The organism is Pseudoduganella sp. jia 12 (assembly GCF_055502675.1).
Genome location: NZ_JBUXKP010000007.1, coordinates 142,743 through 159,242 on the forward strand (window position 1 = coordinate 142,743; position 16,500 = coordinate 159,242).

At 66.8% G+C, this 16,500-nt stretch carries 14 protein-coding genes; 6 read left to right on the forward strand and 8 right to left on the reverse strand.

What is annotated here, in order from left to right; all coding sequences use genetic code 11:
- The first annotated feature begins 14 nt into the window (after positions 1–14).
- Genes ACY65G_RS16955 through crtB form a run of 4 tightly spaced genes read left to right on the forward strand, consistent with a single transcriptional unit; the run spans position 15 to position 4,985 of the window.
- Positions 15–1,319: a glycosyltransferase gene (locus ACY65G_RS16955; protein WP_464998497.1), complete on the forward strand. Its 1,305-nt coding sequence runs from the start codon at positions 15–17 to the stop codon at positions 1,317–1,319.
- A complete protein-coding gene (crtY, locus tag ACY65G_RS16960; RefSeq protein WP_464998498.1) occupies positions 1,316–2,509 on the forward strand; it encodes a lycopene beta-cyclase CrtY in 1,194 nt (397 codons plus the stop codon). Before ACY65G_RS16955 ends, crtY begins: the two co-directional genes overlap by 4 nt.
- Positions 2,506–3,996 carry a phytoene desaturase gene (locus ACY65G_RS16965; protein WP_464998499.1) on the forward strand — a complete coding sequence of 497 codons (1,491 nt, stop codon included), beginning with the start codon at positions 2,506–2,508 and terminating at the stop codon, positions 3,994–3,996. Before crtY ends, ACY65G_RS16965 begins: the two co-directional genes overlap by 4 nt.
- Positions 3,993–4,985, forward strand: a complete 993-nt coding sequence (gene crtB / locus ACY65G_RS16970) for a 15-cis-phytoene synthase CrtB (RefSeq protein WP_464998500.1) — start codon at positions 3,993–3,995, stop codon at positions 4,983–4,985. The genes ACY65G_RS16965 and crtB overlap by 4 nt, the downstream gene beginning before the upstream one ends.
- Here crtB and ACY65G_RS16975 read toward each other — a convergent pair.
- Complete coding sequence (locus ACY65G_RS16975; RefSeq protein WP_464998501.1) at positions 4,870–5,415, reverse strand: sterol desaturase family protein; 546 nt, start codon at positions 5,413–5,415, stop codon at positions 4,870–4,872. The genes crtB and ACY65G_RS16975 overlap by 116 nt on opposite strands.
- Positions 5,416–5,520: 105 nt before the next feature.
- Between ACY65G_RS16975 and ACY65G_RS16980 the strand changes: the two genes are divergently transcribed.
- Entirely contained in the window at positions 5,521–5,949 is a 429-nt protein-coding gene (locus ACY65G_RS16980; protein WP_464998502.1) for a DUF2141 domain-containing protein, read from the forward strand.
- A gap of 94 nt (positions 5,950–6,043) precedes the next feature.
- Here ACY65G_RS16980 and ACY65G_RS16985 read toward each other — a convergent pair whose 3' ends face one another.
- The 5 genes from ACY65G_RS16985 to ACY65G_RS17005 all read right to left on the reverse strand — a co-directional run bounded on the left by ACY65G_RS16985 (position 6,044) and on the right by ACY65G_RS17005 (position 13,169).
- A complete protein-coding gene (locus ACY65G_RS16985) occupies positions 6,044–8,872 on the reverse strand; it encodes an AAA family ATPase (protein ID WP_464998503.1) in 2,829 nt (942 codons plus the stop codon).
- Between the two features lie 3 nt (positions 8,873–8,875).
- Entirely contained in the window at positions 8,876–9,661 is a 786-nt protein-coding gene (locus tag ACY65G_RS16990) for a hypothetical protein (protein WP_464998504.1), read from the reverse strand.
- Between the two features lie 2 nt (positions 9,662–9,663).
- A complete protein-coding gene (locus tag ACY65G_RS16995; RefSeq protein WP_464998709.1) occupies positions 9,664–11,031 on the reverse strand; it encodes a hypothetical protein in 1,368 nt (455 codons plus the stop codon).
- Positions 11,032–11,256: 225 nt separating this feature from the next.
- A complete protein-coding gene (locus ACY65G_RS17000) occupies positions 11,257–12,000 on the reverse strand; it encodes a DUF3108 domain-containing protein (RefSeq protein WP_464998505.1) in 744 nt (247 codons plus the stop codon).
- Between the two features lie 11 nt (positions 12,001–12,011).
- Entirely contained in the window at positions 12,012–13,169 is a 1,158-nt protein-coding gene (locus tag ACY65G_RS17005) for a DUF3108 domain-containing protein (RefSeq protein ID WP_464998506.1), read from the reverse strand.
- A 97-nt stretch (positions 13,170–13,266) separates the two neighbouring features.
- Between ACY65G_RS17005 and ACY65G_RS17010 the strand changes: the two genes are divergently transcribed.
- Positions 13,267–13,995 carry a PhaM family polyhydroxyalkanoate granule multifunctional regulatory protein gene (locus tag ACY65G_RS17010; RefSeq protein WP_464998507.1) on the forward strand — a complete coding sequence of 243 codons (729 nt, stop codon included), beginning with the start codon at positions 13,267–13,269 and terminating at the stop codon, positions 13,993–13,995.
- Between the two features lie 2 nt (positions 13,996–13,997).
- On the opposite strand, the gene ACY65G_RS17015 is transcribed toward ACY65G_RS17010, so the two are convergent.
- Both ACY65G_RS17015 and ACY65G_RS17020 read right to left on the reverse strand, forming a co-directional pair.
- Complete coding sequence (locus tag ACY65G_RS17015) at positions 13,998–15,716, reverse strand: response regulator (RefSeq protein WP_464998508.1); 1,719 nt, start codon at positions 15,714–15,716, stop codon at positions 13,998–14,000.
- 8 nt (positions 15,717–15,724) lie between these two features.
- Complete coding sequence (locus tag ACY65G_RS17020) at positions 15,725–16,432, reverse strand: sensor histidine kinase (RefSeq protein ID WP_464998509.1); 708 nt, start codon at positions 16,430–16,432, stop codon at positions 15,725–15,727.
- Positions 16,433–16,500: the final 68 nt, after the last annotated feature.

The following is a 16,500-nucleotide window of genomic DNA, read 5'->3' on the forward strand; positions in this document are numbered from 1 at the left end:
CACGGAGCATACCGATGGCACATTTCGGCGTGGTGGCACCGGCGTTCTACAGCCATTTCAATGCGCTCGCCGCACTGGCGCTGGAACTGGTCGCACGCGGCCACCGCGTCACGTACTTCCAGCAGGCCGATGCCGGCGCCCACCTGGCCGACAGCCGGCTCGGCTTCCATGCGCTGGGCGCCGCCAGCCATCCGCCCGGCACGCTGGCCGCCGTGATGCGCCGCGCCGCCAATCCCGGCAGCCCGCTCGGATTGCGCCGTGTGATCGACGACATGGCCGCCAGTACCGACATGCTGTGCCGCGAACTGCCTGCAGCGCTGGAAGCGCAGCGCGTCGATTTCCTCGTTTGCGACCAGATGGAAGCGGCCGGCGGCCTCGTCGCGGAAGCGCTCGGCATGCCGTTTGTTTCCGTCGCCTGCGCGCTGCCCGTCAACCGCGAACCCGGCATCCCGCTGCCCGTTATGCCGTTCGCCTACGGCACCGACGAGCGATCGCTGCGCATGTATGAAGGCAGCACCCGTGTCTACGACTGGATGATGACGCCGCACCGGCGCACGATCGAGCGCCATGCGCACGGCTTCGGCCTGGCCGCGCGCGACGGCCTGCACGAATGCCTGTCGCCGCTGGCGCAGGTGAGCCAGACGGTGGAAGGCTATGAATTCCCGCGCCGCGCATTGCCCGCCCATTTCCATCACGTGGGGCCGTTCCGTTCGGCCGCCCGCAAGGAAGTCGTGCAGCAGCCGCTGCCGCCCATTGCCGCCGACCGGCCGTTCGTGTTCGCCTCGCTCGGCACGATGCAGGGCCACCGGCTCGGCCTGTTCCTGCGCATCGCGAAAGCGTGCCGCTCGGCGGGCGTGCAGCTGCTGGCGGCGCACTGCGGCGGCCTGGATGAACGGCAGTCGCGCGAACTGGAACGCGCCGGCGCCACGTGGGTCTGCGCGTTCGCGCCGCAGCGTGAGGCGCTGGCGCGGGCCGACGCGGTGATCTCGCACGCGGGCGTGAACACGGTGCTCGATGCGATCGAGGCACGCACGCCGATCCTGGCTTTGCCGATCGCGTTCGACCACCCCGGCTCCGCGGCGCGCGTGCGGCATGCCGGCGTGGGCCTGCTGGCGTCGCCGCGCTTTGCCACGGCCGGGCAATTGTCCCGGAAGCTGCGACACCTGCTGGACGAGCCATCGTTCAAGCCCCGGCTGGACACACTGGCCGGCAACGTGGCGCGCGCCGGCGGCACGCGCCGCGCCATCGATATCATCGAAGCGGCGCTCGGCCTGGATCGCGCGCAGCCAACGGACCCGCTGCTGGCGCGTTCGGCATGAAGTCCTTCGACGTCATCCTGGCCGGCGGCGGCCTTGCCAACGGCCTGCTGGCCTGGCGCCTGCGCACGCAACGCCCCGAACTGCGCATCCTGCTGCTGGAACAGGGCGAAGCGCTGGGCGGCAACCACACATGGTCGTTCCATGACGGCGATCTCGACGCGGCACAGCGGGCATGGCTCGCGCCGCTCATCAGCGCGCAATGGCCCGGCTACGACGTGGTCTTCCCCGACTACTCCCGCACGCTGGACAGCGGCTATGCCAGCATCGCGTCGGGCGATTTCGCCCGCGTGATCGAACCCGCGCTGGGTTCCGCATTGCACCTGGGCGTGCGGATCGACGAAGTGACGCCGACCACGGTGCGCCTGGCCGGCGGCGAGCTGCTGGAAGCGCGCGCCGTCATCGACGGCCGCGGCATGCGGCCCAGCGAGCGGCTGGCGCTCGGCTACCAGACGTTCCTCGGCCAGGAAGTGCGGCTGCATGCGCCGCACGGCCTGTCGCGGCCCGTGATCATGGATGCCGGCGTGGCCCAGCAGGGCGGCTACCGCTTCGTCTACCTGCTGCCTTTCGGTCCCGACCGGCTGCTCATCGAAGACACGCATTATGTCGACACGGCCGCCTGGGAACCCGAGCGGCTGCGCGACAACATCGCCGCCTACGCCACCGCGCGCGGCTGGCGCATCGCCGAAGTGCTGCGCGAGGAGCATGGTTCATTGCCCATCGTGCTGGCCGGCGACGTGGATGGCTACTGGAACGACCTGGCGGGCCAGCCCTGCACGGGCCTGCGCGCGGGGTTGTTCCACCCGACCACCGGCTATTCGCTGCCGCACGCGGTGCGGCTGGCCGAACGCATCGCGCAGTTGCCGGCGCTCGATGCGCCGGCACTGTTCGCGGCGATCCGGCAGGAAGCGCAGGTCGCATGGCGCGGACAGCGCTTCTTCCGGCTGCTGAACCGCATGCTGTTCCTGGCCGGCGAGCCGGAAAACCGCTGGCGCGTGATGCAGCGCTTCTACACGCTGCCGCCCGGCCTCGTCGCCCGCTTCTACGCCGGCCGGCCCACGCTGGCAGACATGGCGCGCGTGTTGACCGGCAAGCCGCCGGTACCGGTGGGGGCCGCGGTCGACGCGGCACTGCGCATCCACCCCGGCCAGATCCATTCCCGCATCAACCGAACCATCAGGACACCCGCATGAACCGAACGAAAACCGCCGTGGTCGTGGGCGCCGGCTTTGGCGGCCTGGCACTGGCCATCCGCCTGCAGGCCAGCGGCATCCAGACCACGCTGCTGGAAAAGCGCGACAAACCGGGCGGCCGCGCCTATGTGTACGAAGACCAGGGCTTCGTCTTCGATGCCGGCCCCACCGTGATCACCGACCCGTCCGCCATCGAGGAACTGTTCGCCGCCGCCGGAAAGAAGATGGCCGACTACGTGGACATGCTGCCCGTGGCGCCGTTCTACCGGCTGTGCTGGGAAGACGGCAGCAAGTTCGACTATGCCAACGACCAGGAAGCGCTCGACCGGCAGATCCATGCCCGCAACCCGGCGGACGTGCAGGGTTACCAGCGCTTCCTCGCCTATTCGAAAGCCACGTTCGAGGAAGGCTATATCAAGCTGGGCGCGGTACCGTTCCTGTCGTTCCGCTCGATGATCCAGGCCGGACCGCAACTGGCGAAGCTGCAGGCCTGGCGCAGCGTGTACAGCCTGGTGTCCCGCTTCATCCAGGATGAACAACTGCGCCAGGCGTTCTCGTTCCACTCGCTGCTCGTGGGCGGCAATCCTTTCGCCACATCGTCGATCTACACGCTGATCCACGCGCTGGAACGCCAATGGGGCGTGTGGTTCCCGCGCGGCGGCACCGGCGCGCTCGTCAACGGCATGGTGCGGCTGTTCGAGGATATCGGCGGGCGCATCGAGCTGAACGCGCCGGTGGCGCAGATCGAAACGTCGGGCGCGCGCGCCAGCGGCGTGCGGCTGCAGGACGGCCGCTTCTTCCCCGCCGACGCGGTGGCATCGAACGCGGACGTGGTGCACACGTATGCCTCGCTGCTGGGCCAGCACCCGCGCGGTCCCGCGCATGCCGAGGCGCTGAAGAAGAAGCGTTTTTCCAATTCGCTGTTCGTGCTGTACTTCGGCCTGAACCACCATCACGCCCAGTTGCAGCACCACACCGTGTGCTTCGGCCCGCGCTACAAGGAACTGATCCAGGAGATCTTCGGCGGGTCCGAGCTGGCCGACGATTTCTCGCTGTACCTGCACGCGCCGTGCGTCACCGACCCGTCGCTGGCGCCGCCCGGCTGCGGCAGCCACTACGTGCTGGCGCCGGTACCGCACCTGGGCAACGCGCCGATCGACTGGACCGTCGAAGGCCCGCGCTACCGCGACCGCATCTTCGACTACCTGGAGCGGCACTACATGCCGGGGCTGCGCAGCCAGCTCGTCACCAGCCGCATCTTCACCCCGCTCGACTTCCGCGACGAACTCAATGCCCACGTGGGTTCCGCCTTCTCGCTGGAACCGATCCTCACGCAAAGCGCCTGGTTCCGGCCGCACAACCGCGATGCCGAACTGGCCAACCTGTACCTGGTGGGCGCCGGCACACACCCCGGGGCCGGCGTGCCGGGCGTGATCGGATCGGCCAAGGCCACCGCGGGACTGATGCTCGAAGGAGCGGCAGCATGACCGCGCAGGACGATGGCGCCCTGCTGGACCACGCCACCAACACCATCAACGTGGGCTCGAAGAGCTTCGCCGCCGCGGCGCGGCTGTTCGACCCGGCCACGCGGCGCAGCGTGCTGATGCTCTATGCGTGGTGCCGGCATTGCGACGACGTCGTCGACGGCCAGGAGCTCGGCTTCGGCGGCGCCGCTCCCACGCCGGAGGAAGCGGCGCGCCACCTGGCCACGCTGGAAGACCTGACGCAGCGCGCATACGAGCGCGAAACGATGCGTGACCCGGCGTTCGCCGCTTTCCAGGAAGTGGCGCTGCGCCACGCGATCCCGCCGCGGTTCGCGTTCGACCATCTGGCCGGCTTCGCCATGGACGTGCACGGGGAGCGCTACGACACCATCGACGACACGCTGCGCTATTGCTATCACGTGGCCGGTGTCGTCGGCCTGATGATGGCATCGATCATGGGCGTGAAGGATGAAGCGGTGCTCGACCATGCGTGCGACCTGGGGCTGGCATTCCAGCTGACGAACATTGCCCGCGACATCGTCGACGATGCCGGCATCGACCGCGTGTACGTGCCGGCGCAGTGGCTGCGCGAAGCGGGCATCGCTCCCGGCGAGATCGCATCGCCGCGGCACCGCGCCGCGCTGGCGAAAGTGGCGGCCCGGCTGGTCGATCATGCGGAACCGTATTACGCCTCGGCCACCGACGGCATCGCCGCGCTGCCGCTCCGTTCGGCGTGGGCGATCGCCACCGCGCACTACGTGTACCGGCAGATCGGCATCGAAGTGAAGCGGCGCGGGGCACGCGCGTGGGATGAGCGGGTGGGCACGTCGAAGGCGATGAAACTATGGCTGCTGGCGAAGGGCGGCGCGGTGGCCGTCAGCTCGCGCTTCGGCTCTCGTTCCCGGCGACCGGCGGTTCGTCCGGCAACGTTGTGGCAGCGGCCGCGCGCCTTTGCGGCCGGCCCTGGTGCAACGCGTGCAACTGCCGCTTGAGCCGGTCCACGGGGGGCGCGTACAGGAAACCGAACGACACGGTGCCCTCCTTGCCCTGCACCGCGTGGTGCATGCGGTGGGCCTGGTACAGCCGCTTCAGGTAACCGCGGCGCGGCACGTACTTGAACGGCCAGCGCTGGTGCACCAGGCCGTCGTGGGCGACGAAATACAGCATGCCGTAGGCCGTCATGCCCGCACCGATCCATTCCAGCGGGTGATGGCCGCGCGTGCCGGCGTAGATCAGCGCGATGGCGATCCCGGCGAAGAACACCGCGTACAGGTCGTTCTTCTCGAACCAGCCCGTGCGTGGTTCGTGATGCGACTTGTGCCACCCCCAGCCGAAGCCGTGCATCACGTACTTGTGCGCGAAGATGGAGAACAGCTCCATGCCGATGACGGTGACGACGACGATGAGGGCGTTGAACAGCATGAAGGTTCTGCCAGCAGGATTCGGAGTTGTCGAGATTACCACAAGGGCCCGGCCGGCAGCGCCGCGGACGGCCCGGTTCGAATTGCGAATACGAAAGGATTTTGCATGCAGCCGATAAACCGATCCGCCTGGGAGGCCTTCCTCTGCGCTGCGGCATTGTACTGCGCCGCGCTGTCACCGGCTGGCGCGGCGACGGTCGACATCACGGTGGAAAACGTGACCGGCAAGGGCAAGGTCAGCGTGGCCGTGTGCGACCGCGAGCGCTTCCTGAAGCAGTGCGCCTACACCGCCTCCGTGCCCGCCGAACCCGGCACGACCAAGGTGACCGTATCCGACGTCCCGCCCGGCACCTTCGCCGTGCTGGCCTACGAGGACGCCAACGACAACGGCGAGCTCGACCGCGTGCTGGGCATCCCGAACGAAAGCTGGGGCATGTCGCGCGCCCCCGCCGCCATGTTCGGCCCGCCGAAGTTCGAGGATGCGGCGATCGAAGTGAAGGAAGATCCGACGGTGGTGGACATCAAGCTGCGTTGACTGCATCAAGTTGCCAAAAACCGGGGTCAGACCCCGAATTTAGGAAATATTGCCTGAAACCGGGGTCTGCCCCCGGTTTCAGGCAATATTGGCGTCAGGCAGCGGCTTTGTCTTCGGGTTTCTTGCGTTGCAGGACGAAGATCGGTTGCGCCCACTGGGTGTCCTTCTTTTTCTTGCTCGTGATGAGCGTGAGTTCGGAAGGGTCGTAGACGTCCGTGTTGTGCGTCAGCGGGGTCGTCATCAGGTATTGGGCGTCGGTGTTCTTCAGGAATTCGCCGACCAGCTGGATGTTGCGGATGTCCAGGTGGGCGAACGGTTCATCGATGAAGACGAAGCCGCCGGAGCCTTCGTCGGACTTCAGCAGGCCGATGAGCAGTACGAGCGATTTCATCACCTGCTGGCCGCCGGAGGCTTCGCCGTCGTTCATGCCGATCACGCCCTTGCCGTCGAACTTGAAGCGCACATGCAGGCCGGCCTGGGCCAGCAGCAGGTCGTCGTTTTCCAGTTTCACCGGGTCGGCGCTGACTTCGATCTTGGCCAGTTCGCCCAGCTCCTTGATGTTCTTCGTGTATTGCTTGATCGTGTAGCGCAGCCGCTCGATATACGCGCCGCGCGCGTTGCCGGTGGCTTCGATCGCGCGGTTGTTCTGGTAGCGGCGTTCCTCCGTCTCGCTCTTGCGCGACGACAGCTGCTCGTTGAGTCGCGCGTACTGGTCGATGACGGTGGCGTCGAGTTCCCAGTCGTCGCGCGCCAGGCTGGCCTGCAGACTGGCGATGCGCAAATCGACCTGGTGCGCGTTGACGTGCTGCGCCACCACCGCCTGGCGGCGTGCCGGGCGGCGCCAGCCGGCCGGCAGGTGCTTCCATTGCCGGCGCAGCGCCAGCAGGGCGCGGGCGTGGTCGGAGCGCTGGTCGAGCTGGCGCTTGTAGTTCAGGCGCATGCCCGCTTCCGCTTCGGAAAGCGCCATGCGCGCGCCATTCCACGCACCGTCGGCACGCGTGCGCGCCACGGTCGCGTTCTTCATCAGGCCTTGCAGCTCGCCCAGGCGCGAACCCACTTCGAGCCGCTCGGAACGCAGCGGCACCGAAGCGCGCGCGGCTTCGTCGAATTCGTCCGCACGGGCGGAGAGTTCCTTCACCGCGTCGACACCGGCCACGCGCGCCTTCAGCGCACTGGTTTCGGCGGCCAGCTTGCTGATCTGCAGCGTGAACTTGTCTTCTTCCGCTTCCAGCGACGGCAGGTTGCGGGCAATGGCTTCCTGGCGCTGCGTGCGGCCGGCGGAGCCGAAGCGGTAGCGCGACACTTCCACGAACAGCGAGCGGCCGCCGCGGCGTTCCTTGTGGTACGCGTCCGGCGTGATCCATTCCTCGATGTTGCCGAGCTTCGCGCCCTGCTCCACCGAATCCACGCGGGTGATGCGCGACAGCTGTTCGATCAGCCATTCCGGCGCGCGCGCGGTGAAGCGCACCACCGACAGCAGGCTGTCGTTCTTCGGCTCGTGCGCCTTCACGCATTCGGGCACGATGAAGTGGCGGTAGCGCTCCTTTTCAGCGAGGCGGTAGGCCGCCGCCGCGTCGGAGGCATTCTCCAGCAGCACCACCGAAGCATAGCCGCCCAGCACGCCCTCGACGGCACCCTGCCATTTCGGATCCGTCACTTCGACGATGTCGGACAGCATCGCATGCGGGATGTTCGCATCGCGCAGCACGCGGCGCATCTGCCGCACGTTGTCCGGCTCCGGCATCGCCGTCTTGCCCTGCAATGCGGAGATGGTGGCCTTGTCGGCCGCGATGCGCGACGCGACCGTGTCGCGGGCCGCGCGCAGGCGCGCCAGTTCCGCTTCCTTTTCCTCCAGCTGCCTGGCCACGTCGGCGATGTCGGCCCCCGCTTCGGCGGCGAGCTTTTGCAGGCGCGACTTCTGTTCGATCAGGCTGTCCAGGGGCTTGATTTTCGCGTTCAGCGCGGACAGGCGCGTCTGCAGCACCGTCGACTCCTGCTCGAGCACCGTTTCCTGCTGCTGCGCTTCCTGCAGCAGCAATGCCTGCCGTTCCACCTCGCGGCGTTTATCGGCGATCTGCTGGTCCACCTGCGCCAGCGGCTTCTTCGCCTCGCGCAGCTGGCGGCCGATGTTGTTGGCCTTCTCGCGCGCCTCGTGGTATTCCAGCGTGGGCAGCACTTCTTCCTGCAGGTTGCGGCGTTCCTTGTGCAGCGTTTCCCACTGGTGGTAGTTGGCCACGCGCAGGCGCAGGCCTTCCAGGTTCGCACGCGACCCATCCAGTTCCGCCTCGAAGCGCTTCAGTTCTTCCTCGGTATCGCGCTGGTGGCGCTTCGCCTCGTCGTAGGCGTCGAGCACTTCCTTGTCGCCGAAGACCTGGAACACCAGGTCCAGCAACTGGCGCGGCGCGTATTCGCACAGCTTGTCGGTTTCGCCCTGCTCCAGCGCCAGCACTTTCGCCATCGCCGGCGACAGGCCGGCATTCGCGAGGCGCTTGCGGTAGTTTTCCACGCCGAGCCAGTCGTTCGCTTCCGTCACTTCCTCGATCTCGACGTTCCCGGGGCGCATCAGGTACTGGCGCTTCCAGTCGCCGCCGTTCTTCTGGATCTGGCAGAACAGCGTGACTTCATCCTCGGAGAAGAAGCCGCTGGAACGGAACGGGCGGTTCGACAGCTGCCGGCCCTGGGCCCGGTTATCGACGACGGCGCGCAGCCAGGCGTTCTGCTGGCCGGAGTGCCGCGCATAGTGCTTGTAGGTGCGGCCCATCGAGCAATCCAGGCCGAACAGCGTGCGCAGCGCATCGAGCAGCGTGGTCTTGCCCGAGCCGTTCTGGCCGGCGATCGTGATGATCTTGGCGTCCAGCGGGATGTTCTTGATGCGCTGCCAGTAATCCCAGTGGACCAGTTCCAGCGATTTGATGTGAAACATGCGTCAGCTCCGGTTCTCGGTGTCGTTGGCGGTATTGCTGGCAGAAGCGGCGGCGTCGCGGATGGCGGCGGCCACTTCGTCTTCGGCGGCGGGTTCGGCCGCCCCGCTGTTGGCGGTGTCGTTGGCTGCGGCAAGCACGGCGCGCGGGATGTGCACGACCTGCGCCGGCGCGCGCTTGAACACGTCGGCCAGCGCGCCGCTGATGATGCGCTCCTTCAGCAGGTCGGTATCCATCAGCAGGTCGAGCAGCGGGCCTTCCACGAGGATGTCGCCACGGCGCTCGATGAAGCCCAGCTTCGACAGGATGCCCAGGTTCATGTCCATGCGCGTTTTCTTGCCCAGCTTGTCGCCGAAGTCGGCCAGCAGCGCCTTGTACGGGATGCCGATCGACGTGTCTTCCGCGCGCGGCACCGGCTTTTCGCTGCCGAACATGTCGTCCTGGTTGTCGTCCGCGTGCTGGTGGGTCTCCTGCCGTTCGCGCTTGGGCAGGATGATCAGCGCCCACAGCACGACGAGCAGCGCCACGCCGTCGCGCGCGAGGCCGAAATTATTGTTCTGCCACGTATCGCGCGCGCCGAAGATCTTCGGCTCGATCGCGCGGTGCAGCGCCAGGGTCACGTGGTCGGCGTAGACGTTGTCCAGCAGTTTCAGGCCGGTGGCGAGCAGGCGCGCGTCCACCTCCTGGCGGAACAGCTCGTCGGACAGCGCGCGTTTCACCAGCTTGTCGTCGCGGCGCAGGGTCTGATGCGTCAGCAGGCGCGCGATCAGGATTTGGGAATCGTCGTTCATAGTCAGCTCGCGGCCTTGCCGTTGTCTTTCAAATCGAGGGAGAGGTTCGCCAGCGTCATCGCCGCGACTTCCATGTCGTCCAGTTGCACCATCATGTCGGTGGGCGCGAATTGCAGCGGCAGGCGCGCCAGTTCGGCCGTGGCGCCCTGCAGGCTCGCCTCGCCTTCGTCGCCCAGCAGCGGCAGCATGGAGGCGCGGTACGACGCCACCGCGAAACTGGCCGGCAGCAGCGCTTCATGCACCTTGATGCCCTTCGGCGATTCGTCGGCGATGCTGGGGAAATTGTTCAGCGTGGCGAAATCGGACAGGCGCGCCAGCCAGTCGTCCAGCTCGCGCTGCATCACCTGGTCTTCGTTCACGGTCAGCGGCGCATCCTCGCCGGACGGCAGGCCGGAAACGGCGGTGGCCACGCGCTCGGTCAGCAGTTCCGTTTCCGCCACGTCGATCATCTCGGCCGGCGTGATGAACAGCGGCTTGACCGGCTGCTCGATCGCATCCTCGGCCAGCGACGCCAGGTCCTGGTGCGCCAGCAGCCAGCGCTTGATGTCGGTGGTCGACAGACCGGACTGGCCCAGGTGCACGCGCTGCCGCTCGATCTGGTTCAGCGCGCGCGAGAACATGCCCTGCATGTTCAGCAGCGAACTCTGGGCGCGGCCGATCGCCTGCGCGGCGCGATGGGTGGCCGCATCGGCGTTCTCGTCGCTGGTGATGGCGCGCAGGATCTCGGAGCCCTTCTCCACCCAGTCGCACGCCGTATGCCACTTGGCCTGCGATTCGCGCAACTGGAATTCGGAGCCGGAAGCGATCGCGTCGCGGAATTCCTCCGTCAGGTCGGTCAGGCGGCCCAGCAGGTGCTGCAGCTGTTCGCTGGTCACGCCGCCCACGGCCTGCGCACCGGCCACCTGCGACAGCAGGAAACTCATGCCGGCATCGTCGTCCTGCTGCCCGAGGGTCAGCAGGCCGTCGATGGACGAGAGCACGTTGCGCGCCATCGGCGTCACGCGGTAAACGCCCTGCTGCGCATCCCAGGCCAGCAGGCCGTTCGTGCGCAGGCGCATCAGCACCGTTTCCAGGCTTTCCGGCAGCAGGTAGGCCAGGCGCGTGTTGATGTCGGCGCGGGAAAACGCGGAAACGGTGGCGTCGTTGGCCAGCTCGCGCAGCACCAGCAGGCGCACCAGCACGCTCTCGAAGCCGCCGTGGAACAAGGCGGTAAACACCTGCAGCAGCGGCTGCGCGCGCTTCAGGTGGAAAACCTGCTCGATCTCGTCGACGGACACATTGGGCTGGAAATGCGCCTGCAGTGCCTGTTCCTGCTCGTTGGGATTGTTCTCGGCAGCCAAGGCTGCGCTGGCTGTCGCATGTGCGGTCATACTCATTGCGCTCCGGGGTTCTGGGCGCCTTGCTGCTTAAACCTCGAAGGCTTGCGAACTCAGGCGGGGACGTGAGTATACCAGTTCCTGCCAGCAAATTAGCCATTTGCAAAACCGGGGACAGACCCTGGTTTTCAAGAAATATTGTCGAAAAGATACCAAATACCCTCGGCGTTTGCGTCGTATTGCCTCAAAACAGGGGTACGTCCCCAGTTTTGCGGGCGGTTATTTTTTCGTCACTTTTTCGAGCAACTGCTCGAACGAATCCCCGTCCTCCTCCATGAACACGAGCCGCACCGGGTACCATTCCAGCGAGGGTGCCAGCCACAAGTCCACCTGCTGGCCCTTGCCTTTCGGCGGCGCCTTGCTGAAGTGGACGGCTTTCAGCTCACCCACGCCGGTCTTGATCGTGTCGGTGCCGACGACCTTGAAGCTCCACGTCTCGGCGCTGCGCCGGCCCACCACGTAGAACTTCCATTCAGAACCCGGAACGAATTTCTTCGGGGCGGCGCGGGCGATGGCGGCCAGTTGCCAGGGGGCGCTGCTGCGGTCCTGTTCGCCACCGTGGATCGGTACCGTGTTGTCGCTGTCGGCCAGGTCGATGGCCTTCGCGTCGCGGTTGAAGGTCGTGGTGCCACCTCCCTTGCGCAGGCGCTTTTCGTAATACGTGTCCGGCGCGAGCCCCCAGGCATCGACCGCGCCTTCGCTGCGGTATTCGAGCACCTTGCCGAACATGCCGGAGCGTGCCTCCGTCACGAGCGTGTACTTGCCGCCGCCCTGCTGCCACGCGATGGTGCCGGTGCCGGACAGCGGGATGCCATGGCTGCTGGCCTTCACCGTGTAGGCCAGCTCCGCGGACGGCGGCAGGTCGAACCTGTATTTCACGCTCGGGTGGTCGTCCTGGGCGGCGGCCAAGCCGGCCGCGGCGAACGAAGCCGCCAGCGCGGCACAGTGCAGGATGTGTTTCATGTGTTTCCTTTTCAGTTTTCCGCTGTCCGGCGTTCCGGGCGCAGGATCCTGGTGACGGTCTGCGTCGTCACGGCGCCACTGCGTTCCGTATTCCGGATCTGCACGGGGTACCAGTCCAGCGAGGGCGCGAGCCAGATATCGAGCCGCGCGTTGTAGCTGCCGGGCCGCGGCGGCCGGGCCAGCCGCCATGTCACGAGCCGGCCCATCTTCGTTTCCAGCTCCTCTTCGCCCACCAGCACGAAGCGGTATACGGTGGCCTCGCGGTCTTCGCCGACCTGGATATCGATATCGCTGCCGAACTGGTTCACGTCGCCGCGGCCGATCGCGGCCAGCTGGAACGGCACCGTGGCCTTGTCCTGCGCGCCGGCCACCATCGGCACCGCGGCCGTACTGGCCGAGAACGTGATGCGCCCGCCCTCGTGGTCGAAGTGCGTGGCCGTCATCGAGCGGCTGCGCCGCTTTTCCGTCATCTTGCGCGGGGCAATGCCGGCATCGTCGATCGTGCCTTCGCTGGCCAGCTCCAGCAGCCCCACGCGCGCGATCAGCATGCTGACACCGACTTCAAGCGCCACCTTGTACGTACTGCCATCGGTCTGCCAGCGCATGTCCGCGCTGCCGCTCCATTGCGTGCCATCCGCATCGGTGCGTTTCACGTCCAGCTCGAAGCTGGCAGTGGGCGGCAGGTCGACACGGAAGCGCCGGCCCGCCATCGGCTCGGCGGTCGCGGCCGGGGCGGCCGGCGGCCCGGCTGGTGATTCTACTGCGGGTGCCGGCGGCGCAGCGCCGGCTTGCTGCGGTGCGGCGAGCAAATCCACCGGTACGGGTGCCGCGACGGTGGCCGGCAGCGGTTCGGCCAGGGGCTCGGCCTCGGGCGCGGGAACCGGGTCGGCGGGAACGGCAATCCGTGCCGGAGCACGCGCGGGCGGGCGTGGACGGGCAGGTGCCGGGGCATCCGCCTGCCGCTGCACGCTGGCCACGCGCGCGGGCAGCGCGGGCCGCAACTGGGCGCTCACCGTCATCGGCACCTGCTTCGGCACCTGTTCTTCCGGTGTGCCGGCCGTGCCGATGCGCGCCGCGAGCCAGCCGATCGTCACGTAATGCAGCGCCACCGTGGCCGCGCACAGCACCAGTGCGCGGCGCCGCCGCGAAAGAAAGGAAACGATCGTCATGCCCTCTAGTCTAAACCGTTCCGGTTTTTGCCGACGATGGTGTCAAATCTGCTACGCTAAGGCCCGACGATACCCACCCAAGCTTTGGAGACAGACCATGAGCACACCGCAAATGCCCAACATTCCCGGCGCTGCCGTGATGACGGATACGCTGGATTTCGTGAAATCGCTGTGGGGCAGCATGGGCGTGCCCGGCATCACCGCGCCCACGCTGTCGCTGGATGAACTGGACAAGAAGATCGCCGACCTGAAAGCCGTGGAAGCATGGCTGAACCTGAACGGCACGATGCTGCGCAGCAGTATCCAGGCGCTGGAAGTGCAGCGCGGGACGATTGCCACATTGAAGTCGATGGGCCAGAGCCTGGCCGATTCGATGCAGCAAAAACCGGGGCGTGCGGAAAAGTCGCTGTTCGAAGCGAACCCCTATGCGGCCGCGTTCTTCGGCCATCAGGAACCGGCACGGACCACGCCGAAACCGGCACCGCCCGCACCGCCGAGGGCTGAAGCAAAGCCGGAAGTGAAGCCGGAAGTGAAGGCGGAAGCGAAACCGGCCGAAGCAGCGCCGCCGAAGCCCGACCTGGCCGCGGCGGCCGCCGCGCAGATGGCCAACCCCGCCATCTGGTGGAACATGCTGCAGGAGCAGTTCACGCAGGCGGTCAATACCGCGATGACGGCGGACGTGAAGCCCGCACCCTCGCCGGATAGTGCCGGCGGTCCGGCGCCACGTGCGAACGAGGCAACGGAAGCGGAGCCGGAAACGAAACCCGATGCGGCCGGCGCGGCCCGCAAGCCATCGGTGCGCAAGCCGCTGCCGAAGAAGGAGTAACGCTACGCCGCCGGTGCCGCTTCCCCGCCGGCGGGATTTTCAACGTCGCCAGCGGGCGGCGCTTCGCGCCGCGGAATCAGTTCCTGCAGCTGTTCGACGAGTTGCGCAAACCGCTGCTGCCCCGGCGCCAGCGCATCCACGTGCATCAGCACGCCGTTGGCCTCGATCATCAGCTCTTCGTCGTAGCCCTGCTGCTGCATGTGGTTGATCAGCATCTGCGCGGAATTGAACAGGATGCGCATATTGTCCGGCAGGCGTTCGCGCGATGTGCGCATCCACGCCACCGCTTCGTCGATCCGGCCGGTCTTCCACAGCAGCACGCCCTCGTTCATCATCTCCGCGGCTTCCGTGCGCGCCGCGGCGATCAGTTCCGTGCCTTCTTCGCCCATGCGTGCCTTGTCGAAGATCTTCTGCACTTCGTCGATCAGCAAAGCATTGTCGTGGTTGTTGCGCACCACGTGGCACAGCAGCGCCACCGGCGCCTCCTTGACGCCCACCGCGAACAGCAGCGTGGCCATCTCGATGCAGGTGGCCGTGTGCGGGCGCTTCGTTTCTCCTTCCAGCATGGCTTCGAGCTGGTCGCCCGACTTGCGCGCCCTGCGGAAATCGCCGCTCTCGTGGTAGACGAGACCCTCGGTGACCTTGCTGCGCAGTTCCACCAGCTCGCCGGGGAAATCGCGTTGGGCGATGGCCAGCAGCCGCAAGGCCTCCTTCGTATCGTTCTTCATGCCGCACACGCGGGCCATGCCCAGGTAGGCATCGACGGTGCGGCGGATCGAATACTCGCCGATCACCAGGCACTTGCGAAACGCATGTTCGGCCAGCTGCACGTTGCCGATACGCAGCGCCGCATTGCCCAGGCTGCGCTGACGCAGCACCGAATTGGGCGACAGCCTGGCCGCCTTTTCCAGCACACCGCAGGCATCCTCGTGCCGCCCCATCAGTTCCAGCGCGGCCGCCAGCTGGTCGTAGGCGTCGATATAGAAGCGGTTTTCCGAGATCACGGCCTGGAACATCTGCAGTGCCGCCTCATGGTCGCCGTTCGCCATGCGGATCTTGCCGAGACCGGCGCGCGCCCAGTTGTATTCGCGTTCTTCCAGCAGCTTCTCATACACCACGCGCGCCTTGTCCGGCTCGCCCGCCTTCAGCAGCAGCGTGGCCTTCATGCGCATCAGGTCGATCTCGTGCACCGGGTGGCGCGCGATCTGCTCGTCGCACAGCCGCGCCGCGCGCAGGTAATCCTTGTCGATGTAGGCGGCGTCGATCCCGTGGAAGACCTGCTTCTTGTGCCACACCCGGTTCAGGCGCGTCAGCAGCACGCCCTCGGTGATCGGCTTGATGATGTAGGCATCCGGCTGGTGCTCGGCCGCGCCCATCACGGCTTCCACGCTTTTTTCCGCCGACACCATCAGCCACACGCTGCTGGGCACCATCAGGTTGCGCACGCGCGCCTCTTCCAGCACCTGCTGGCCGTTCTTGCCTTCGCCCAGGTTGAAGTCGCACAGCACCACGTCGTAATGGGTGCGCCCGAGCAGCGTCATCGCCTCGCCGCCGCTCGACGCCTGGTCGATGTGGCGGGCGCCGATATTGCGCAGCGATTCACGCAGCAACTGCCGGATGCCGACGAAATCGTCGACGATCAGATAGCGCTTCTCGCTCCAGTCCACGCCGGAGATTTCGGGCACCGGAGCGCCGCTGGCCGTGATGTAGGTGCTGGACATGGCGCTACCTACGGCAACGTCAGCACGAAGCAGCCGCCGCCCAGCAGGCCGCCATTTTCCAGGCGCACCCCGCCGCCGCGCTGGCGCCGCCGGTGCATCTTTGCCACTTCGCTGGCGAAGAACAGGCCCAGGCCGCTGCTGTTGGTCAGGAAATTCACACCCTGCCCCACCACGCCACCCGCCTCGATCATCGATGGCGGGAAGCCCATGCCGTTGTCCTCGACACGGAATTCCAGCATGCCGTCGTTCTCGGCGATCGCCAGGCGGATGCGGTCGCGCGTGTAGCGCACCGCGTTGTTGATCGCGTGGCACAGCACGCCGATGACGAGATCCTCGTCCAGCGTCCACAGCAGCTCGGGCGGAAAATCCAGGTCGAGCCGGATGCCTTTTGCGTCCAGCAGCACGCGCGACTGGCTGGCCACCTGATGCACCAGCTCGCCCAGCGGCACCGTCACGGGCTCGAACGGATACGTGGGCTTGCCCACTTCCTTGTACAGCGCCAGCAGCTGCATCAGGTTGTCGGACAGCCGGCGCGTCTGGTACAGCATGTGCGCCATCTGCGGGTACGAGGCGTCCTGGGCGCTGTCCCGACCGGCATCCTGCCTGGCCAGCAGGCTTTCCAGCGTTCCGCCCAGCACGCTGAGCGAATTCTTCATGTCGTGCACCGTGGAAGCCAGGAACACGAACAGCTCGGGCGAGCCGCCTCGATCTTCCATCACTACTCCGCAAAAGTTTCAGTAAGGCAATTATAGCTGCGAAGCCGCATGAATCCACGGTTTACCGG